Annotated in this window: 23 protein-coding genes; 21 read left to right on the top strand and 2 right to left on the bottom strand. The window is 46.7% G+C overall.

The genetic code is table 11. The features are described 5' to 3' along the window. Positions 1-23 precede the first annotated feature (23 nt). The 18 genes from ACTSEZ_RS04040 to ACTSEZ_RS04125 all read left to right on the top strand — a co-directional run bounded on the left by ACTSEZ_RS04040 (position 24) and on the right by ACTSEZ_RS04125 (position 17,025). Positions 24-587 carry a TetR/AcrR family transcriptional regulator gene (locus ACTSEZ_RS04040; protein WP_369732908.1) on the top strand — a complete coding sequence of 188 codons (564 nt, stop codon included), beginning with the start codon at positions 24-26 and terminating at the stop codon, positions 585-587. A 78-nt stretch (positions 588-665) separates the two neighbouring features. Further along, a complete protein-coding gene (locus tag ACTSEZ_RS04045; RefSeq protein ID WP_369732909.1) occupies positions 666-1,550 on the top strand; it encodes a 3-hydroxyacyl-CoA dehydrogenase family protein in 885 nt (294 codons plus the stop codon). Then, positions 1,547-2,323, top strand: a complete 777-nt coding sequence (locus tag ACTSEZ_RS04050; RefSeq protein WP_369732910.1) for an enoyl-CoA hydratase — start codon at positions 1,547-1,549, stop codon at positions 2,321-2,323. Before ACTSEZ_RS04045 ends, ACTSEZ_RS04050 begins: the two co-directional genes overlap by 4 nt. Before the next feature lie 11 nt (positions 2,324-2,334). Next, a complete protein-coding gene (locus ACTSEZ_RS04055; RefSeq protein ID WP_369732911.1) occupies positions 2,335-2,742 on the top strand; it encodes an acyl-CoA thioesterase in 408 nt (135 codons plus the stop codon). A gap of 22 nt (positions 2,743-2,764) precedes the next feature. Next, positions 2,765-3,820, top strand: a complete 1,056-nt coding sequence (locus tag ACTSEZ_RS04060) for a phosphotransferase family protein (RefSeq protein WP_369732912.1) — start codon at positions 2,765-2,767, stop codon at positions 3,818-3,820. 2 nt (positions 3,821-3,822) lie between these two features. After that, a complete protein-coding gene (locus tag ACTSEZ_RS04065) occupies positions 3,823-4,566 on the top strand; it encodes a 2-phosphosulfolactate phosphatase (RefSeq protein ID WP_369732913.1) in 744 nt (247 codons plus the stop codon). A 16-nt stretch (positions 4,567-4,582) separates the two neighbouring features. Beyond that, positions 4,583-5,347: an SDR family NAD(P)-dependent oxidoreductase gene (locus ACTSEZ_RS04070; protein ID WP_369732914.1), complete on the top strand. Its 765-nt coding sequence runs from the start codon at positions 4,583-4,585 to the stop codon at positions 5,345-5,347. An 11-nt stretch (positions 5,348-5,358) separates the two neighbouring features. Further along, on the top strand, positions 5,359-6,138 hold the full coding sequence (locus ACTSEZ_RS04075) for an enoyl-CoA hydratase/isomerase family protein (protein WP_369733083.1): 780 nt from the start codon (positions 5,359-5,361) through the stop codon (positions 6,136-6,138). Positions 6,139-6,146: 8 nt separating this feature from the next. Further along, positions 6,147-7,130, top strand: coding sequence for a quinone oxidoreductase family protein (locus ACTSEZ_RS04080; protein ID WP_369733084.1), 984 nt, complete (start codon positions 6,147-6,149; stop codon positions 7,128-7,130). A gap of 170 nt (positions 7,131-7,300) precedes the next feature. Further along, positions 7,301-8,167 (top strand): branched-chain amino acid ABC transporter permease, encoded by an 867-nt coding sequence (locus ACTSEZ_RS04085; RefSeq protein ID WP_369732915.1) that lies wholly within the window; start codon positions 7,301-7,303, stop codon positions 8,165-8,167. Continuing rightward, positions 8,164-9,144, top strand: a complete 981-nt coding sequence (locus ACTSEZ_RS04090; RefSeq protein WP_369732916.1) for a branched-chain amino acid ABC transporter permease — start codon at positions 8,164-8,166, stop codon at positions 9,142-9,144. The genes ACTSEZ_RS04085 and ACTSEZ_RS04090 overlap by 4 nt, the downstream gene beginning before the upstream one ends. Then, a complete protein-coding gene (locus ACTSEZ_RS04095; RefSeq protein WP_369732917.1) occupies positions 9,144-9,923 on the top strand; it encodes an ABC transporter ATP-binding protein in 780 nt (259 codons plus the stop codon). The genes ACTSEZ_RS04090 and ACTSEZ_RS04095 overlap by 1 nt, the downstream gene beginning before the upstream one ends. Beyond that, positions 9,901-10,608, top strand: coding sequence for an ABC transporter ATP-binding protein (locus ACTSEZ_RS04100; protein ID WP_369732918.1), 708 nt, complete (start codon positions 9,901-9,903; stop codon positions 10,606-10,608). Before ACTSEZ_RS04095 ends, ACTSEZ_RS04100 begins: the two co-directional genes overlap by 23 nt. Positions 10,609-10,696: 88 nt before the next feature. Next, positions 10,697-11,872 carry an ABC transporter substrate-binding protein gene (locus ACTSEZ_RS04105; protein WP_369732919.1) on the top strand — a complete coding sequence of 392 codons (1,176 nt, stop codon included), beginning with the start codon at positions 10,697-10,699 and terminating at the stop codon, positions 11,870-11,872. A 515-nt stretch (positions 11,873-12,387) separates the two neighbouring features. Further along, positions 12,388-14,061, top strand: a complete 1,674-nt coding sequence (locus tag ACTSEZ_RS04110; protein WP_369732920.1) for a long-chain fatty acid--CoA ligase — start codon at positions 12,388-12,390, stop codon at positions 14,059-14,061. A 5-nt stretch (positions 14,062-14,066) separates the two neighbouring features. After that, positions 14,067-15,068 carry a phosphotriesterase family protein gene (locus ACTSEZ_RS04115; RefSeq protein ID WP_369733085.1) on the top strand — a complete coding sequence of 334 codons (1,002 nt, stop codon included), beginning with the start codon at positions 14,067-14,069 and terminating at the stop codon, positions 15,066-15,068. 704 nt (positions 15,069-15,772) lie between these two features. After that, complete coding sequence (locus tag ACTSEZ_RS04120; RefSeq protein WP_369732921.1) at positions 15,773-16,729, top strand: NAD(P)H-dependent flavin oxidoreductase; 957 nt, start codon at positions 15,773-15,775, stop codon at positions 16,727-16,729. Positions 16,730-16,755: 26 nt separating this feature from the next. Continuing rightward, positions 16,756-17,025, top strand: coding sequence for a UPF0223 family protein (locus ACTSEZ_RS04125; RefSeq protein WP_369733086.1), 270 nt, complete (start codon positions 16,756-16,758; stop codon positions 17,023-17,025). An 84-nt stretch (positions 17,026-17,109) separates the two neighbouring features. On the opposite strand, the gene ACTSEZ_RS04130 is transcribed toward ACTSEZ_RS04125, so the two are convergent. Beyond that, entirely contained in the window at positions 17,110-17,751 is a 642-nt protein-coding gene (locus ACTSEZ_RS04130; protein WP_369732922.1) for a YktB family protein, read from the bottom strand. Between the two features lie 254 nt (positions 17,752-18,005). Here ACTSEZ_RS04130 and ACTSEZ_RS04135 point away from each other — a divergent pair, with 254 nt between their 5' ends. The 3 genes from ACTSEZ_RS04135 to ACTSEZ_RS04145 all read left to right on the top strand — a co-directional run bounded on the left by ACTSEZ_RS04135 (position 18,006) and on the right by ACTSEZ_RS04145 (position 19,615). Beyond that, positions 18,006-18,194, top strand: a complete 189-nt coding sequence (locus ACTSEZ_RS04135) for a YkzI domain-containing protein (RefSeq protein WP_369732923.1) — start codon at positions 18,006-18,008, stop codon at positions 18,192-18,194. Between the two features lie 174 nt (positions 18,195-18,368). Continuing rightward, complete coding sequence (locus ACTSEZ_RS04140; protein ID WP_369732924.1) at positions 18,369-19,160, top strand: inositol monophosphatase family protein; 792 nt, start codon at positions 18,369-18,371, stop codon at positions 19,158-19,160. Continuing rightward, the gene (locus ACTSEZ_RS04145) at positions 19,160-19,615 is read left to right on the top strand and encodes a GNAT family N-acetyltransferase (protein ID WP_369732925.1); all 456 of its coding nucleotides are present in this window, start codon (positions 19,160-19,162) and stop codon (positions 19,613-19,615) included. The genes ACTSEZ_RS04140 and ACTSEZ_RS04145 overlap by 1 nt, the downstream gene beginning before the upstream one ends. Positions 19,616-19,674: 59 nt before the next feature. Here the strand turns inward: ACTSEZ_RS04145 and ACTSEZ_RS04150 are convergent, their stop codons facing one another. Further along, positions 19,675-19,860, bottom strand: a complete 186-nt coding sequence (locus ACTSEZ_RS04150) for a YlaF family protein (protein WP_029285124.1) — start codon at positions 19,858-19,860, stop codon at positions 19,675-19,677. Positions 19,861-19,976 lie beyond the last annotated feature (116 nt).

The following is a 19,976-nucleotide window of genomic DNA, read 5'->3' on the forward strand; positions in this document are numbered from 1 at the left end:
TAAGCTAGAGAGGATTAGCCAATATGAAGGAAAAAATCATCCAGGAAAGCATTCAGCTGTTTGGAGAAAAAGGCTTTAAGGAAACGTCCATTCAGGACATCGTCGATGCACTCAGTGTCACTAAAGGCACATTCTATTACTATTACAAAAGCAAAACTGAGCTGCTTATGGCCATCCATTTAAAATACATCGATGAGCTTCTGAGAAAACAGGAGGAAATCATCCATGACAGTTCAAAGCCATATAAGCAAAAGCTGCATGAAATTGTTTATATGCTGATTCACGATATTGAAAAAGAAGGCTTAAGCGCAAAAGTGTTTTTCAGAGAAATGAGAAATTTAACGGAAGAGGATATGGCTGAGGTCATTAAAAAACGCGACCAGTTCAGACTGAACATTCAGCAGCTGCTTGAAGCAGGAATCGGAGAAGGGGAATTCCGCTCTGACTTGCCGATGGATATTGTCACCTTCGGGATTCTCGGCATGACAAACTGGAGCTACTTCTGGTTTGATCCAAACGGAAGGGTGTCTGATGCTGAAGTATCGGATATTTTTCTGAAGATGGTGCTTGAAGGACTGACAGGGTAAAGGGGGTTCCGGGTTCGTCCCGGAGCTCTCCACGACCCCATTATACCGACTGGTCAGTAGTTAAAAGGAGAGATGATGATGAAAAAGGAAGATATTCAGCAGATTTCAGTTATTGGGGCGGGTCAGATGGGCCATCAGATTGCCATGCTGTGCTCCCTTGGCGGTTATGAAACGGTGATTCAGGACGTTCAGGAAAGCGCTTTAGAAAAAGCGGAAGCATCTCTCCGCAACTTGATGGACAAATGGGTAACAAAATCGAAGCTGACGGAGGAGCAAAAAGAAGCGGCCTTTGGAAGGCTCACCTTTACAACGTCACTCGAACAGGCTGCTGCCCACGCTGATTTTATCATTGAAGCAGTCGTTGAAAAGCTGGATGTTAAAAGAGAATTGTTTGCAAAGCTTGATCAGATGGCAAAGCCTCATGCCATTTTTGCATCCAACAGCTCAACCATTGTCAATTCATTGATCGCATCCGCAACGAATCGTGCAGACAAAGTTGTCAACATGCATTTCTTTTTTCCGCCGCTTGTCATGGACTGTGTGGAAGTTGTCATGAGTGAGGACACGTCAAAAGAAACGGCTGATCTGACGATGGATGTCTGTAAAACGATCAACCGCACAGCCGTCCTTCTGAATAAAGAGATTTCAGGCTTTATCGCCAACCGGATTTTAGGTGCCCTGCAAAGAGAAGCCGTTTACCTGTATGAAGAAGGGTATGCAAGTTTTCAGGATATCGACACCATCTGCCGAAAAGCACTGAATCACCCGATCGGCCCGTTTGAATTAATGGATCTGTCCGGAATTGATGTCGGCTACTATGTCATGCAGCAGAGGTATGCGGAGTCTGGAGACCCTGCTGATAAGCCGTTTGCCTGCATTGAGCAGAAGGTGCGTCAAGGTGATCTTGGACGGAAAACGGGCAAGGGATGGTACACCTATCAAAAAGAAGAGGTGAAAAAATGAGCGTTGTATCATACGAAAAACATGGAGCAGCTGCCGTTGTCACAATCAGCAATCCACCTTTAAATGTCATGAACCAGCAGGTCACAAGAGAGCTGAAAGAAGCCTTTGCAAGTCTCAGAGAAGACAATGAGACACTTGCGGTCATTCTGAGAGGAGCGGGTGACAGGGCGTTTATGGCTGGAGCTGATATTAAGGAATTTCCGAACCTCATCGGAAAAAAAGGCATCAAAGCCAATTTCCTTGAAGGGCATGCATTTTTAAATGAAATTGAACAGTTCCCTAAACCGGTGATTGCGGTTTTAAACGGAATGACCTTCGGCGGAGGGTGTGAACTCGCTTTAACATGCGATCTCAGAATAGCTGAGGAGCATGCCCAGGTCGGACTTCCGGAAATTAAGCTCGGGTTATTTCCCGGAGGAGGCGGCACTCAAAGACTTCCTAGAACGGTTGGTGCAGCTAAAGCAAAAGAGCTGATGTTCACGGGAGATCCGATTGATGCAGCTGAAGCGAAAAGAATCGGTCTCGTCTCGTATGTGGTACCAAAGGGAGAAGGACTTCAAAAAGCCCTTGAACTTGCGGGCCGCATGACGCGCCACTCTCTTCCCGCCTTGTCCAAAATTAAAAAAGCGGTAGATGAGGGCATGAGCAGCACGCTTGAAGAAGGCCTGGATCTTGAAGCGGGACTGTTTGAAGAGGTTTTTCAGACAGAAGATATCAAAGAGGGCGTACAGGCATTTATTGAAAAAAGAAAGCCTGCTTTCAGCCACAAGTAAGGAGATGCTCCATGCATGAAGCACGGATGAGAGTCAGGTTTTGTGAAACAGATGCGCTTGGGCATGTGAACAATACAAGCTACTTCATTTACCTCGAAGATGCGAGGGTCCAGTTTTTTGAAGCATTGGGATATTGCATGTCATCAGGCGACTGGCCGTTTATCCTTGCCAGAGCAACATGCGATTTTCGCGGTCAGGCTTACTTCAATGAACATCTGATCATAAAAACGTCCGTTATGAAAATCGGAAAAAAAAGCTTTACCGTTCATCATGAAATTACAGAACAGGAATCCGGAAGGCTGATTGCAGAAGGGGAAGCGGTCATTGTGACCTTTAACTTTAAAACCCAGGAAACAGAAGAGATGCCGGACAATCTAATAGAACAGTTAAAGAACCATGCTTTAAAAATAAATATCTGAATTTTCAAAAAGAGGTGGCGTGATGTCTCAGCTTATTCCGGTAAGAACAGGAGAAGAACTGAATGCAGGGGTTCTTGAGACATACTTAAGAACGGAAATAGATGAGCTGCCGGAAGGTCCCCTTCAAATCAAACAGTTCGGGACAGGTGCTTCAAATTTAACGTATGCCCTTAAGATCGGGAGCTGGGAAGGGGTGCTCAGAAGGCCGCCGCTTGGACCAGTGGCTCCTAAAGCGCATGATATGGAACGGGAGTTTGTCATTTTAAAAGACTTGCACCCATTGTTTCCTCTGGCGCCAAAACCCTATGTTTTCAACAGTGATGACTCGATTGCAGGCAGCCCTTTTTTCATTATGGAAAGACGGCACGGAGTATTGGTTGACACTGAGCTTCCAGAAGGGATGGAAGCAACCGGGGAACTTGGCAGCTCGCTGTCTGAACTCATGGTCGATACGCTTGTCCGCCTTCATGATGTTCCTTATAAGGGTACGGCGCTTGAAAAACTGAGCAGGCCTGAAGGGTTTATGGAGCGTCAGGTACACGGCTGGATCGGCCGCTATCACAGGGCAAAAACAGATGATATACCGGAAGTCAGTCTGCTGACAGAGTGGCTTGAGAAAAACCTGCCTGTTTCACCTGACCCGACCGTTATTCATTATGATTTCAAATTAAATAATTCGCTGTTCTCAAGTGATCTGAAAGAAATGACCGGCCTTTTTGACTGGGAGATGACCACGATCGGGGATCCTCTCGCAGACCTTGGGGCCGCCATGAGCTACTGGATGGAGGAGGATGATCCGGAGCCTTTGAAAAAAGGAATGGGCAGGCCTTCTGTTACTGCGAGCGGCATCTTCTATACCAGAAAGCAATTTATAGAAAGCTATGCCATGAAAAGCGGCAGGGATGTCTCAAACATCCATTACTACACTACGTTTGCCACCTTTAAGCTTGCCGTTATCTGCCAGCAGATTTATTACCGCTTTAAAAAGGGGCAGACACATGACCAGCGCTTTGCCCGCTTTGGGCCATATACTGAAATCCTGATCCAGCATGCACTGCGGCTGGCACAGAAGGGCTGACTATGGGGAAAATACATGTTGTGACCAGAAAAGAAGAAATAGATGGTGCCAAAATGAAAGGCAAAATAGCGGTAGTCTTTGATGTGCTGCTTGCTACTTCAACCATTGCCACTGTCCTTGAGCATGGTGCCCGTTCCGTCATCCCTGTGCTGGACGGTGAACAGGCCCGAAGCCGTGCAGCGGAAATGAACAAGGATGACTGCATGCTTGTCGGTGAATATGAGGGAAGGACGATTGATGGGTTTCTGGATCCTAACCCCTCCGCTTTGAAGGCCTCAGCCAAAGGGAAAAAAATCATTTTATCTACGACAAACGGAACGGTTGCCGTCCATAAAAGCAGCCCTGCCAGAAGGATTTTCGCCTGCTCGCTCTTGAATGCCAAAGCAGTGGCAGATGCCCTTGCTCAAGACCACCGCGAGGATACAATCATCCTTGTCTGCTCCGGTTCATCCGGGCATTTCAGTTTGGAGGATTTTTACGGGGCAGGCTGCCTGATTCAGCATCTGGCTGAAGCGGGGTGCTATGAACTGAGTGATGCCGCCCGGACAGCGAAGCTGTTTTATGAAGGCTGCAAAGAAGAACCGGCCGTCGTTCTTGCCGAATCCAAAGTTGGAAAAATGCTGAAAAAATACGGCTTTCAGGAGGAAATCACCTTTATTTCCACTAGAGACAGATTTTCATGTGTGCCGGTCCTATATGGAGATGAATTGATCGATTACCGCCATCTGAAGGTCAAGTCGTCGTGAAAGGAGAGTGAAAAAAATGAGATTTCATAACCAAATCGCTGTTGTGACAGGCGGAGGGAGCGGTATCGGGCTTGAGACGGCAAGAAAGCTTGCATCAGAAGGCGCAAAAGTCATTCTTGCAGGAAGAAGCGAGGAAAAACTGAAGGCCGCGGCAGAGCAGCTGAATCATTCTGAGCAAGCTGCGTTTCCTTTTGCGGCTGATGTTACGAAGGAAGAGGATGTTCTCTCGCTTCTCTCCTTTGTAAAAGAAGAATTCGGAGATTTGCATATTCTCGTCAACAACGCGGGTGGATCTGTACACTCGCGAATTATGGATACAACAGCCGAACAATGGGATTTTGTACAGAATGTCAATCTGAAAAGTGTTTTTCTTGTTTCAAAAGTGCTTGGCGGCTATATGGCTGAGTGCAGCGGTGCGGGTAATGAGAACAGGGCAATTGTCAACGTGGCTTCTCTTTCAGGACATAAAGCGGGCGCTGAAATTCCTCATTACAGTGCAGCTAAAGCAGCCGTCATTCATTTTACGAGGGCGCTTGCGCATGAGTTCGCGCGAAATGGGATCAGAGTCAACTCGGTATCACCGGGTTTTGTTGAAACACCTCTGACAGAGCAGGGTCTGCAAAACGCAAGATTCACAGAAGCGATTAAGCGGAATACCGCACTGAAGCGTGTCGGCAAGCCTGAAGAAATTGCGAATATTATCGCATTTGCTGCTTCTCACGAGGCATCATATATGACCGGTTCCGATTTGCTTGCAGACGGCGGCTGGCTGATTACATAAACCAGGGAGGAATAAAAATGAGCGATCTATTAGTAGAAAAAAGCGGAAATGTACTGTTTTTAACACTGAACCGTCCAGAAAGACTGAATGCTTTCAGCGCAGAGATGATCTTATCACTGACGAATGAACTTGCCGCGGCAAAAACAGATGACAGCATCAGAGCCGTTGTCCTGTCAGGATCAGGACGGTCGTTCAGTGCAGGCGGGGACGTCAAAACGATGGGAGAGGCTGACGGGCAGCAGGTTTATGATCATATTGGCCGCCTGAATGAATGCATCAAGGCTTTTAAAGAACTTGATAAACCTGTCATTGCCGCCGTACATGGATTTGCCGCAGGTGCAGCCTTCAATCTGGCATTGGCGTGCGATCAGATTCTCGCTGCGGAAGACAGCAAATTTGTGATGAGCTTTTCACAGGTTGGGCTGATTTCAGACGGGGGCGGCCTTTATTTTCTGCCGAGGATCATTGGACCTTATAAGGCGAAGCAATTGTTCTTCAATGCTGAACCGATTACTGCTGTTCAGGCTGAAGAATATGGCATTGTAAACAAAGTAGTCCCGCTTGAGCAGCTTAAGGATGAAGCTGTCTCCTATGCTCATAAGCTCTCCCAGGGACCTGTAAAAGCGTATGGCATGATGAAAAAAATCATCAATGCCTCAGCGGTGAGCACACTTGAAGAAATTCTGGAGCAGGAACGGATTGCACAGACACTGATGATCTCAACAGAAGATCATCAGGAAGGCATACACGCATTTAAAGAAAAACGCAAGCCAGTCTTTCAGGGGAAGTGAAGATGATGATGAGAGCGATTCAATTAAAAGAATACGGCGGACCGGAAGTATTGAAAGTAGTTGAACTAGATGTCCCTAAGCCTGCTGAAAACGAAGTGCTGATTAAAATTGAAGCAATTGGCGTCAATTATGCAGATACGGCAAGAAGGGAAGGGCAGTATGTGATTGATACGCCGCTTCCATTTGTTCCCGGAGCAGAGGTGGCAGGAACGGTCGCTGAGACGGGAAACGGGGTTACCCGTTTTAAAAAGGGAGACAAAGTCGTTACTCTTCTTGGATCAAGCAGGGCTACAGGCTATGCAGAATATACCGTTGCAGAAGAACGCGGACTGATTCCCGTTCCTGGAAAAGTAGACCTTAAGCAGGCTGTCTCTCTGCCTCTGCAGGGACTGAGCGCTTATCATATCTTAAAAACAATGGGGCGTGTTGAAAAGGGCGAAACGGTCCTTGTTCATGCGGCTGCAGGCGGAGTCGGGACCATTGCCGTCCAGCTTGCCAAATTATTTGGAGCAGGCAAAGTCATAGCAACAGCCAGTACGGCTGAAAAAAGAAGGCTTGCCCTTGAAATGGGTGCAGATGAAGCTGTTGACTATACGCTTGAAGGCTGGGAGAAGGAAGTGCTTCAGCTGACGGACGGCAAAGGTGTAGATGTTGCTCTTGAGATGGCTGGTGGAGATGTTTTCAGGAAAACCCTCTCCTGTATGGCTCCATTTGGCCGCCTGGTCATTTACGGTGTGGCGAGCGGGGAGCAATCAAGGCTTTATCCGTCATCGCTGATGGCTCAAAACCTGTCTGTCATTGGATTCTTTCTTCCTCAGATTATGAGAAAGAAAGAAATCTATCTTCAAAGTTTGTCTGACCTGCTGGGCTATCTTCAAAAAGGAGAACTGAAGCTTACGATCGGCGGCGTTTATCCGCTGGAACAGGCAGGCGAAGTTCATGAAATGCTTCAGGGCAGACAGACGAAAGGAAAACTGATTCTCGTGCCTTGATTTTTATGCGGGGGGCTTTAGTCCCCCTGCCTCTTATCTATTACTATATCCATCCTTATCCAGCAGCTGTTTTGCAAAAACTCCTCTCTTATACCCGGATCTATACCTGCCATGAATATTTTCCAGATGGACTGCAATTGAAGAAAATAAGCATGAGTAAGGGGGCCGCTATGGAATTATTTCTTCAGCAATTATTTAACGGTATTACAATTGGAAGCGTTTACAGTCTTGTGGCTTTAGGGCTGACGCTTGTGTTCGGCATTCTGCATATTCCGAATTTTGCCCACGGTTCGTTCTATATGATCGGCGCTTATGTCAGTCTCTTGTTTATGACTCAGTATGGCATGAACTACTGGACAGCACTCATTTTGTCGATCCTCATTGTTGCTGGTCTCGGCATTCTCTGCGAGCAAGTTGTGTTTAAATATCTTGGAAATGTCAATCCGATGAGGGTCATGGTTGCTGCAATCGGCCTGATGCTGTTTTTTGAAGCGCTGGCGCAGCTGATTTGGGGAACAGATTACAAACAGATGCCGACGCCTTTTTCAGGTGTAGTGGAAATATTCGGGCTCACCATCACACAGCAGCGGATACTGGTAGTGGGTTCATCCGTCCTCCTGATGCTTGCTCTGCATTTTTTCCTGACAAAGACGATGATTGGGGCTTCCATTGTCGCGATGTCGCAAAACAGGGATGGCGCCTTTTTAGTCGGCATCAACGCCAACATGGTGGCCATGCTGACCTTTGCCATTGCAGCGGCTCTTGCTTCTGCAGCAGCTACTTTAGCTTCCCCTATCAATCTCGTCTTTCCGACGATGGGGAGCCTGGTCATTATGAAAGCCTTCGTCATCATCATTATCGGAGGGATGGGCAGTATTCCCGGGGCAATAGCGGGCGGATTTCTTCTTGGACTGACTGAAAGTATGGGGGCTACTTATCTTTCAAACGATTATAAAGACATCTTTGCATTTCTTCTCCTCGTGGCCATTTTAACCATTAAGCCCACCGGTCTTTTTTCAAAGGGGGCACGCACGTGAAGATTCAAAAAATACTGCTGCCGGTTATATTGCTGATTGCGGTGCTGTTTCCATTGTTGTCTCAAAATCATTATCATAAGCAAATCCTCATCCTTGTCATGATCTGGTCCATTGCTGTCTACGGACTTAACATTATTTCGGGGTTTACAGGTCAGCTGTCTTTAGCCCATGCCGGTTTTTTTGCGGCAGGAGCCTACACACTCGGCATTCTGACATCCACTTATCAGGTGAATTTCTGGCTTGCATTTGCAGCGGCGCTTGCCGTTACAGTAACCCTGAGTTTTGTGATCGGTCTGATCGCGCTAAGGACAAGACACCATTTTTTCGCCATATACACCATGTGTGTGGGGTTCATTATTTACCTGGTCATCGACAAGTGGGATGAGGTCACAGGTGGAGTCAGGGGCCTGATCGGTATCCCTGTGCCATCGCCTCTCGGACCACTGACATTTGACACGATTGAATCGCAGTACTATTTTATCTTGTTCTTTTTGCTTGGGACAATCATGGCTGTTAAAAGAATCAGAGACTCGCTTTTCGGCAGAACGCTCTATGCCATCAGGGGGAGTGAGGATCTTTCAAAGACAATCGGGATCAATATTATGAAAAATCAGCTGCTTGCCTTTGTCCTTTCCGCTTTTTTTGCAGGTCTCTCAGGCGTGCTGTATGCGGGTTTTATCCGTTTTCTAGGACCCGATATCTCAGCGATAACTGTCACGTTTGAAATGCTGATGTATCTTCTTGTCGGAGGAATCGGAACAATGACAGGACCCGTTCTTGGAACATTTTTGATTGTCACTGTCACACAGTCCCTTCAGTTTCTTGAAGAATACAGAATGCTGATATTCGGTCCGATTGTCGTTTTGATCATGCTTTTTTATCCGAAAGGGCTTGTCGGAAGCTATCACTCTCTGAAAATGTATTTCTCGCAGCGCAGACCTGCTGATGCAAAGAGAAAAATAAAGGAGGCTGGATGATGCTGATAGAAATCAGGCAGCTGACAAAATCCTTCGGGGGATTGACGGCTGTAAATGAAGTTGATCTTGGGATTGAAAAAGGGAAAATCACCGCAATCATAGGGCCGAATGGAGCCGGAAAATCCACATTTCTGAATCTGATCAGCGGTTTTCACCGCCCGACTTCAGGGACCATTCTATTCAACGGGACAGATGTGACAGCAGCAAAGCCTGCCAGAATGGCAAAGCTCGGAATTGGCAGGACGTTTCAGACGACAAGTCTTTTTTCGGATGCAACTGTGATAGACAATGTGCTGATCGGCCATCGCCTCAGAACGAAATCTAACTTATTTGACGGGATATTTAAAACGAAAAGGGAACGGTCTGAGCAGCAGCTTTGCTATGACAAAGCGATGGAAGCTCTTGCCTTTTGCGGGGTTGAGCATTTAGAAGGTGAACTGGCTTCTGTTATCTCACAGGAAGCCCAAAAACGGGTGGCCATTGCGCTTGCTCTTGCAACTGAACCGCAGATCATCCTTCTTGACGAACCTGCAGCAGGGGTTAATCCAGATGAAACAGACGGACTGTCCGAGCTGATTCTCAAATTGAAGCGCAGCGGATATACAGTCTGTTTTATTGAACATAAGATGAAGATGGTCATGAGTCTGGCTGATAAAGTGATGGTTCTCAATCACGGCAAAAAAATTGCAGAAGGACTGCCGTCTGATATTCAGGCAGATCCAAACGTGATTGAAGCTTATCTTGGAGGACATGCCTATGCTGAAGCTGCAACATATTGATGTTTTTTACGGCCGGTTTCAGGCATTGAAAAACGTATCCATGGAAATCGGGCAGGGAGAGCTTGTCACCATTCTCGGGGCAAATGGGGCAGGGAAAAGCACGCTTTTTCATACGCTGTCAGGCCTGAATAAGGTTTCTTCCGGCGACATTCTTTTTGAAGACAGGAAGGTTCAAAATATGGCGCCATATAAATTGGTCAGAGCAGGTATTGTCCAGTGCGCCGAAGGCAGAAAGCTGTTTTCTGAAATGACTGTTTATGAAAACTTGAAAATGGGAAGCTATACCCGGCGCAGAGATAAAAAGGCTGTCCAAAAACAGATGGAAGACATTTATGCTCTGTTTCCGATTCTTTTTGAAAAGCGGAAAGATGCTGCAGGATCACTCAGCGGCGGACAGCAGCAGATGCTTGCAATCGGCAGGGCTCTCATGGCGAAGCCGAAGATTTTGATGCTTGATGAACCTTCTCTCGGACTAGCACCGCTGATCGTAGACCAGATGTTTAAAGTCATTCAGGAAATTCATAGGCACGGAACGACGGTGCTGCTCGCTGAACAGAACGCGCATGCCGCTTTGTCCATCTCAACAAGGGGCTATGTGATGGAGAACGGACAGATGGTGATGGAGGGGACCAAAAAAGAGCTGTTTGATAACGATGAGGTTAAACGAGCTTATATTGGCGCCTGACATAGCATTTTTTTCGCAAATGGCAGGTCTGCTGCGCAAATAGGTTGGGGCACGAGTCGATTTTGATGAAAAACAAGGGGGAATTTCTGTGAAATCGCTTAAAAAGATCGGGATGGTTCTTGGACTTTCGGTGTCGTTAATTGGTCTTGCGGCATGCAATTCAAGCGGTGCGTCAAGTGGGGGAGATGCAGGCGGAGACGGCACAGTCAATATCGGATACAGCGGCCCGCTTTCCGGTCCGGCTGCTTTTTACGGGGAGAATACGCTGAGAGGCCTGACGATGGCAGCAGACGAGATTAATAAAGAAGGCTTTGAAGTCGACGGAAAAACATACAAGGTGAAAATTGTATCCCTTGATGACAAGTACCTTCCGAATGAAACGGGTACGAATGCGCGCAGGTTGGTACAAGAGAATAAAGCACCGATCGTTTTTGTTCCGCACAGCGGCGGTGTTTTCGCCACTCAGGTTTTTAACCAGCAGGAAAACTTCATCATCGGAGCCTATACAAGCGAACCGAAAATCCAGGAACAGGGCAATAAGCTGACATTAAGCATTCCTCCTGCATATGACGCGTATCCTGAGCCGTACGCTGATTATCAGATGGAACGCTTCGGGAAAAAGCTCGCGCTGATTCCGACTGCTACACAGTACGGGAAAGACTGGACGGCTACCATTAAACCGGTATGGGAAGAAAAAGGCGGAGAGATCGTTTTTGACGGTTCAGTGGATTTCAGCAAAGAAACCGACTTTTTCACCATCATGACAAATGCTCTTAAAGAAAAGCCTGACGTGTTGTTTGTCGGAGGACCGTCGCAGCCGACGGCACTGCTGATCAAACAGGCGAGAGAGCTTGGGTTTAAAGGCGGAATCATGATTATGGACCAGGCGAAATTTGAAGAAATGGAACCGGTCCTCGGAGGATATGAAATGCTTGAAGGAGCGATCGGCACACTGCCGATCAGTCAAAGCGACGCACCGGGAGGCAAGGCGTTCGTTGATAAATATGCAGAGCTGACTGACGGCATTCCGACAGCCGAAAGTGCATTTAACTACCAGGCCCTTCACGTTGCAGTGAAAGCAATGCAGGCAGCAGGCACTGTCTCAGACCCGGTGAAAATCATGGAGAATATGGAAAAAGGAATTAAAGAACTTGAAGATGAGCAAATGGTATGGCATCTGACCGGAATGGAAAACAACGGCTTTAACTGGAAAACGTCCATTCATGTTGTAGAAGACGGAAAGCTTGTGAAACTGGATAAGTAAGGATCTACTGCAGATTGTGAGTTCGAATCTAACAGTTTCCCGCTGTATACAGCTGGAAACTGTCTTTAATTAAGGCTGTGTTCGTACTTATGGTTGCTGAAAAGTATTTAAATAAGACACCAGTGGACTGAAGCGGAAGGCACTTGACTCCATGTCTAGCTGCAGCGCTCAGGCTCCTCTGTCAGAACAAAATCCCCTAAGAAGGCGGGACCCGGACTTTTCGGGTGATTTCTTATCTGACTGCCGGAGCAAAACGGGCGCTTCCGCTTTTCTAAGGGAAGAAGAGGGCACGGAAGATCCCGCAAGCGCAGCGAGGAAGCTTCCGGCACTCCCCGCGGTAATCTTGTGACTGGAGCGCAAGGGAACGGGTAAGATTTCCAAAAACAAAAACAGTCATTTACCAGAACATGAAATGATGCAAATAAAAATTTTCTCAAAGGGAAAAGGTATTTATCAGAAAAGTTAGAAATATTACTGTAAGCGCTATCATTAAGAGTCGGGAAGGTGGAATACACATGATTCAATCTCATTTCAAGCATTGGCCGGTCAGGGTGCCCTACACACTGACAGTACCTGAAACAACCCTGTACGAAAACCTTGAACTGTCTGCAAGAAGATACCCGGACAAGACAGCCATTCATTATTACGGCGCAGAACTTACATACAGGCAGCTTTTAAATGAAACCGAAGCACTTGCCGGATTCCTTGAAAAGAAAATGGGCGTTCAAAGAGGTGAAAATGTTCTGCTGTTTGTTCAAAATTCGCCCCAGTTTGTCATCGGGTATTACGCCATCCTCCGTGCCGGCGGCGTGGTTGTGCCGATTAATCCGATGAACACCTCGGAAGAACTGAGATTTTATATAAATGACTGCGAGTTAAAGACGGGTATTGTAGGGCAGGAGCTGTACTCCAAGGTGCTTCCGCTGCTTGATTCAGTCCCGCTGAAGAATATCATTGTATCAACCTATTCTGATTATCTGCAGGCGGATAATGCCGGCCATGAAATACCTGAAGAGGTACGAATGGGTCCGGTAGAACTTGCTCAAACCGGGCATATTCACTGGAAGGATGCGCTGTCGAGTCTGGAAGTGCCTTCACAAATGACGGCATCAGCAGATGATCTCGCTGTCCTGCCGTACACGTCCGGAACGACAGGCCTTCCAAAGGGGTGCATGCATACTCACCGCACCGTTCAGGCCAATACATTTGGAGGCTATCATTGGCTGAATGCAACGTCTGATGCCGTATGTCTCGCGACTCTGCCCCTGTTTCATGTAACTGGCATGGTACACAGCATGCACATTCCGATTCTCTCCGGTGCCACCATGATCATGATGACAAGGTGGGACAGGGAATTTGCGAGAAATACCATCAGGGATAAAGAAGTAACGCACTGGATAACAATCAGCACGATGCTGATTGACTTTATGGCCAATCCTTCCCTGAAAAAAGAGGACATGGCAAGCCTGATGAATCTTGCAGGAGGAGGTGCAGCTCTTCCTGCAGCGGTTGGAGAAAGGCTGTACCAATTGTCCGGCCTGAGATTTATCGAGGGCTACGGCCTTTCAGAAACCATTGCCCAGACACATTTTAATCCGCCTGACAGATCGAAGCTTCAATGTCTTGGCATTCCTTCTTTTGATGTAGATGCAAGGATTATTGATCCCGTAACATGCCGGGAGCTTGAAAATGGAGAAGAAGGAGAAATTGTCGTGAACGGGCCGCAAGTCTTTTTGGGCTATTACAGAAGACCGGAGGAAAATGAAAAATCGTTTGTCGAGCTTGACGGGAAAAAATTCTTCAGGACCGGCGATATTGGAAAGCGCGATGAAGAAGGCTATTACTTTATCGTGGACAGAGTAAAGCGAATGATCAACGCATCTGGCTTTAAAGTGTGGCCGACAGAGGTTGAAGGCATGCTTTATCAGCATCCTGCCGTCATGCAGGCATGCGTGGTCGGCGTACCGGATGAACGCAGGGGAGAAACAGTCAAAGCCTTTCTTATTCTGAATCAGGAATATAAGGGGAAAATTGACGGCGAGGAAATCATCAGCTGGGCAAAAGAAAAAATGGCAGCCTACAAGTATCCAAGAATGATCGAATTCAGAGAAAGTCTGCCGATGACTTCAAGCGGAAAGCTGCTATGGCGGAAGCTTCAGGAAGAAGAAAAACAAAGGGTGATGGGGTGAAGCCAATGACCGGCACAGTTGAAACCGTTACAGGGCCGATCCCGGCTGATCAGCTCGGCAAAACGCTGATTCATGAACATTTTGTTTTCGGGTATCCGGGTTTTCACGGTGACGATTCCCTTGGAGGATTTGATGAGCAGGATGCCCTTGAAACAGGCATTACCGTCGCTCTTCAGCTGCTTAGCTTCGGGGTCGATACAGTAGTAGATCCGACACCGAATGAGTGCGGCAGAAATCCGGAGCTGCTGAAGGAAATATCTGAAAGAACCGGTCTCCAGATTATCTGCGCCACAGGATATTATTATGAAGGGGAAGGAGCCACCCCTTACTTTAAATTCAGGCAGGGCCTCGGTACGGCAGAAGAAGAAATTTATGAAATGTTTAAAAAAGAGCTGACAGAAGGCATTCGGGCAACGGGCATCAAGCCCGGAATCATTAAGCTTGCATCAAGCAAGGGTGAAATTACGCCTTATGAGCAAATGTTTTTCAGAGCGGCTGCAAGGGTTCACCGCGAAGAAGGCACGGTCATTCTTACCCACACCCAGGAAGGAACAATGGGGCCGGAACAAATCAGACTGCTCATTGAACTTGGCTGTGATCCGAAAAAAATTGTTATCGGACACATGTGCGGCAATACGGATCCTGACTATCATTCAGCTGTTCTGGAGCACGGAGGTTATATCGCTTTTGACCGTTTCGGCATTCAGGGCATGGTAGGAGCACCTGACGATGACATAAGAATAAAGACGCTGATGGAATTACTTGAAAAAGGGTATGCAGATCAAATTATGATGTCTCACGATACCGTAAACTACTGGATGGGAAGACCGCTGATCCTCCCAAAGCAGGTTCAGGAGAAAATGAAGAACTGGCACCCTGCCCACCTGTTTGAAAATGTCATTCCAGCTCTTCGGGATAAGGGAGTGCAGGAAGAGGACATCAGAACCATGACAGAAAAAAATCCTTCCAGACTGTTTGCCGGTGTGGGGGCAAAGGTCAGATTTTAGGCCGGGGCATAAGGAAATCAACAAGAAATCCGGACAGTTTAAGCTGTTCGGATTTCTTCTGTTCCAATGGGTTAATCTGACTGGGAATAACTTGTTAGTCACGCCGTTTCCCTGGGTGATGCCACTTTTATCGTTGAAGGGTTTTCGGAAATGGCGTTATTCCGTTAAGTGCTGCCAGTTTTGATGTTGAAGGATCTTCGGAAGTGGCGCCATTCCACATAGTGGTGTCATTTTTACCGTTGAGGGATCTTCGAAAATGGCGTTATTCAGTTGAGTGCTGCCAGTTTTACCGCTGACGCATCCTTGAAAGTGGCGTCATTCCTCATAGTGGTGCCACTTTTACCGTTGAGGGATCTTCGAAAATGGCGTTATTCAGTTGAGTGCTGCCAGTTTTACCGCTGACGCATCCTTGAAAGTGGCGTCATTCCTCATAGTGGTGCCACTTTTACCGTTGAGGGATCTTCGAAAATGGCGTTATTCAGTTGAGTGCTGCCAGTTTTACCGCTGACGCATCCTTGAAAGTGGCGTCTTTCTAAAAAGTCCTGCCACTTTTTCCTTGAAAATCTTCGGAAGTCGTCAATCCAGATGACTTGATTTTCCCGGATATCTATTTATTCACCCCTTTTTTCGCCACAGCAAGAAGGAGAACGGCGGTCTTAAGAGAAGTGGATATAGAGGAAGTTATTAATGGCAGGGGGATCATGATGAACTGGAAAACAAGAATAACCGATATGCTTGATATTGAGTACCCGATTATACAGGGAGGTCTTGCGTACCTCGCTTATTCGGAACTTGCTGCGGCAGTGTCGAATGCCGGGGGGCTTGGGCAGATCACTGCGATGTCGCTTGGAGAGCCTGAACTGCTGAGAGAAGAGATCGCCAAAGTCAGGATGAAGACTGATAAGCCGTTTGGCGTCAACTTCGCAGTCGGCCAGCACGGCAGACCTTATTCTGACCTGCTTCAGGTGGCTATTGATGAAGAAGTTCCCGTGATTACGATGACAGGAGGAAATCCTGCACCCATTTTTGATCAATTAAAAGGGGTAAATGTGAAAAAACTTGTGCTGGTGGCTGCAAGAAGGCAGGCCGAAAAAGCTGAGGAACTCGGAGCTGATGCTGTTATGGTTGTCGGCCAGGAGGGCGGAGGACATCTCGGACGGGATGATACAGGCACATTTGTCCTCATTCCGCAGGTTGTGGATGCTGTTTCCATTCCGGTCATTGCATCAGGCGGAATTGGAGATGGAAGAGGCCTCATGGCTGCTTTAAGTCTTGGTGCAGAAGGAATTGAGATGGGGACAAGGTTTATCGCTACAAAGGAATGCACCCATGCCCATGAGGCATACAAGACAGCCCTTGTGAACAGCTCTGAAAGAGATACAGTCGTGATTAAACGCAGTATTGGCACACCTGCCAGGGCGCTTGCAGGTACGTGGACGGACACCATTCTTGACATGGAGCAAAAAAAGGCAGATTATGAACAGCTGAAAGATTATATTAGCGGACAAGCTAACAAAAGATACATATATGATGGTATGATAGACAATGGTTTTGCCTGGGCAGGCCAGGTCACAGGCCTGATCAGGGATGTTCCGAGTGTGGATGAGCTGTTTTCAAGAATCATATCAGAAGCCTCGGAAATCAGAGGGAAATGGAACTAGCAGCAGGATAAAGGCAGGTGAACAGAGTGGATTATCAATATCCAATACAGCCGGATTGGTCGACAGCAGAAATCATCGACGTCATCTCGTTTTTTCAGGCAGTGGAGAAAGCCTATGAAAAGGGGATCAGCAGAGAAGACTTTATGAAGAAATACCGCAGGTTTAAAGAAATTGTCCCGAGCAAAGCAGAGGAAAAAAACATTTGCGATGATTTTGAGGAAATTAGCGGCTATTCTACCTACAGGGCTGTGAAAAAAAGCAAAGATAACAGCGATGCTGAAATGATTAAGATGTAAAAAGGGGCGGTATGCTCCGTTCAAAAATGAAGACAGGGTGCCATCCTTGAGAGGATGGCACCCTGTCTGTGTTTTGTCTGTGTTTTAAGCCTTAACCGCAGCTTTTTGAGAAAGCTTATAAAGCGGGAGAAGTGTTTTGAATGCATCTTGTACCGTGCTGATAAATTCGTCACCGCTCATCTTTACTGCGTCATCGCGGTCAATCCTGATGCCGCAGAGCAATTCAGCTTTTTTAACGGTTTGAAGACGCTTGAACAGGTTTTGAAGATCCGTATTGCTCAACTCTTTCTGAACAAGGGTTTGAGGTTTCGTATGATCACCTGACCAGACAAAGTGATCAGGAATATTCTTTTTCAATTTGCTCCAGTTTTTTTCAATCGCTTCACCGTATTCTTCTTTTACCGGTGCTTCGTATATGACAGCAAACCAGGCAAAAGCATGTGACTCCCAAAGTCCAATCTGGAAGTGCGGCAGCATTTTGTAGCCGCGCTTGCTGCCTGCAAATGCCACCCACGTATCACTCGGCGGGTTAACCGACCGGCGGGCATGTTTTGCAACATGAGGGAACATCTCTTCTCCCGTCATAGCCGACAGCTCACCCGCGAACACTTCCCCGAGCACTTCAAGCTTTGGTCTGACAGCTGAAATGAGTGCCTCCATCCGCTGATCAAGTCCATCTATTTTAAAAACATCAAAATCCTCATTTGTAAATCCTTTAAATTCCATATGATTGCCTCCCGTTTGCAGGTAATGGAATCAGTTTAGCACAGGTGTGCGCATATTCGAAAGGAACTTGCACGTTTCGACACTCCTTCAATGTGGTATTTAAAAAATAATAGGTAAATACACAATTTTCACTTCCAAGTTGCATCCTATTTCCATATCTCATATCATATATAAAAATATCAGAAAATTAAGTCAATCGATTAAAAGTCACCGGTTAACAATTATAGACAATTTTTGAAAGGGGCGGTAGAAAGATGAAACAAATCGTCAGAACGACAGGACAAAAGGAATCAGATCATCGCATAGGGGTGCTAAAGCTCGAACTGGACTATGAATTGGCCACCCTTTACGACGCCATGACGGAAAATGATGAAACGAAGAAGAATGAATGCAAACGCAAGCTTGAGAGACTCAGAAAAGAATGGCTCAGACTTCAGGCATAGCAGCCGCAAACAAAAGCGAACCTCAGCACAGGGTTCGTTTTTATCTGAGCAGACAAATCCTCCCCGCAGAGCGCTTGCGTTTCTTAAATTCATTGCGTTATTCTTACTATATAGAAGTCGTTCACAGCCTTTAACCCTGCAATTAGGTTACCTACATAGAAAGAAGGTTTATACATGGAAAATTGGACTAAGATTGAACAGGATGCGAAAACGTGGATTTATGAGGCAGGAGAAAAAATCAGGCAGTCTTTTCAGAAGGTCCTGTCTGTTCAGGCAAAATCAAATCCCGATGATCTCGTTACGAACATGGACAAAGAAACAGAACAATATTTAATTTCTAAAATCAACCATACATATCCCGGGCATAAAATACTTGGAGAAGAAGGCTTCGGGGACAAGCCAGAGTCAATGGACGGCGTCATCTGGATTGTTGATCCGATCGACGGAACAATGAACTTTGTTCACCAGCAGCGCAATTTTGCCATTTCAATTGGAATTTATGAGGACGGCGTCGGACAGGTCGGCCTGATCTATGATGTCGTGCATGACGAGCTTTACCATGCAGTAAAGGGAAATGGCGCCTTTATGAATGATACGGAGCTTCCTAAGCTTGAAGATGTTCCGCTGAATGAAGCCGTCATAGCCCTGAACGCTACCTGGGTCATGGAGAATAAACGATTTGACCATAATAAGCTTGTTCCTGTTGCAAAAGCGGTCAGAGGGACGAGGTCATATGGCTCAGCAACGATTGAATGCGCATATGTAGCAGCGGGAAGGCTTGACGCCTACATCACTTTGAGGCTTGCCCCGTGGGATTTTGCAGCCGGCCTTGTGCTGCTTGAGGAAGTCGGAGCAAAAGCAACCACTCTTGATGGAAAACCAATCAATATGCTTGGACAAAACAGCATTTTCGTAGCGAAAAAAGGGATTCATGAAACGATATTGAATGAGTACCTAATTAAATAATGATCGAGAGCAGACCATACGAGGATGCAGATCTGAATTTTTTCAAGGAGCTCATTTCTTCAAGCCCTGCATGGCAAAAGGAAGAATGCCTCCCTGAGCAGGCTTCAGAGTACATGATCTCTCAAAAGATGTATAACGGGGAATGGCAGATTTGGAGCTGCAATCACGAAGCAATCGGCATTTCCTTTCATATCAGCTGGTCTCCTTCAAACGAGAAACCATGGCTTGGAACGGTACTTGTTAAAGAAGATCAGCGAAACAAAGGGTACGGACATGAAATCGTTTCGCACATCTCAGCCAATCTGAAGAAGGCAGGCCATAAAGCCGTTTTTGCCGGCTGTCCGGCTGGAAAACTTGACTGGCTGAAATTTCTCGCATCGTGCGGCTTCGAGCAGCTGAAGCTTGAACGGGATGCGGAGGGTAAAGAGTATATGATTACAGTGAAACCTGCTTAGCAGGTTTTTTTCATGCGGCGAAGAAACAAAAATAAAGCCCGGACATATATCCAGGCTCTCTAAAGCATTCCTTTATCGCGCATTTTCTTTTTTGTGGCAAAGCCAAATCCCATTGCTCCGGTAAGCGCAAGCAGCGAGAGAACGACTCCGATTATGCTTCTTTCCCCGACAGCGATGCCGACTGCAACCATTGATGCTGCCGCTGTAAAAGCTAAAAGAAAGAAAATCCATTTTCCGGATTTCATCGTTGTTTTCATCCCCTTTAAAGCGGTTTGGACAGAAAATACTGCCCCTTTTATCAGTTTACATAAAATGATTTCTTTTTTCTACAAAAGTTTGTGGTATAATACACTAGGTTATT

The sequence above is a fragment of the Metabacillus mesotrionivorans genome, assembly GCF_052171315.1.
Classification (GTDB): domain Bacteria; phylum Bacillota; class Bacilli; order Bacillales; family Bacillaceae; genus Bacillus_P.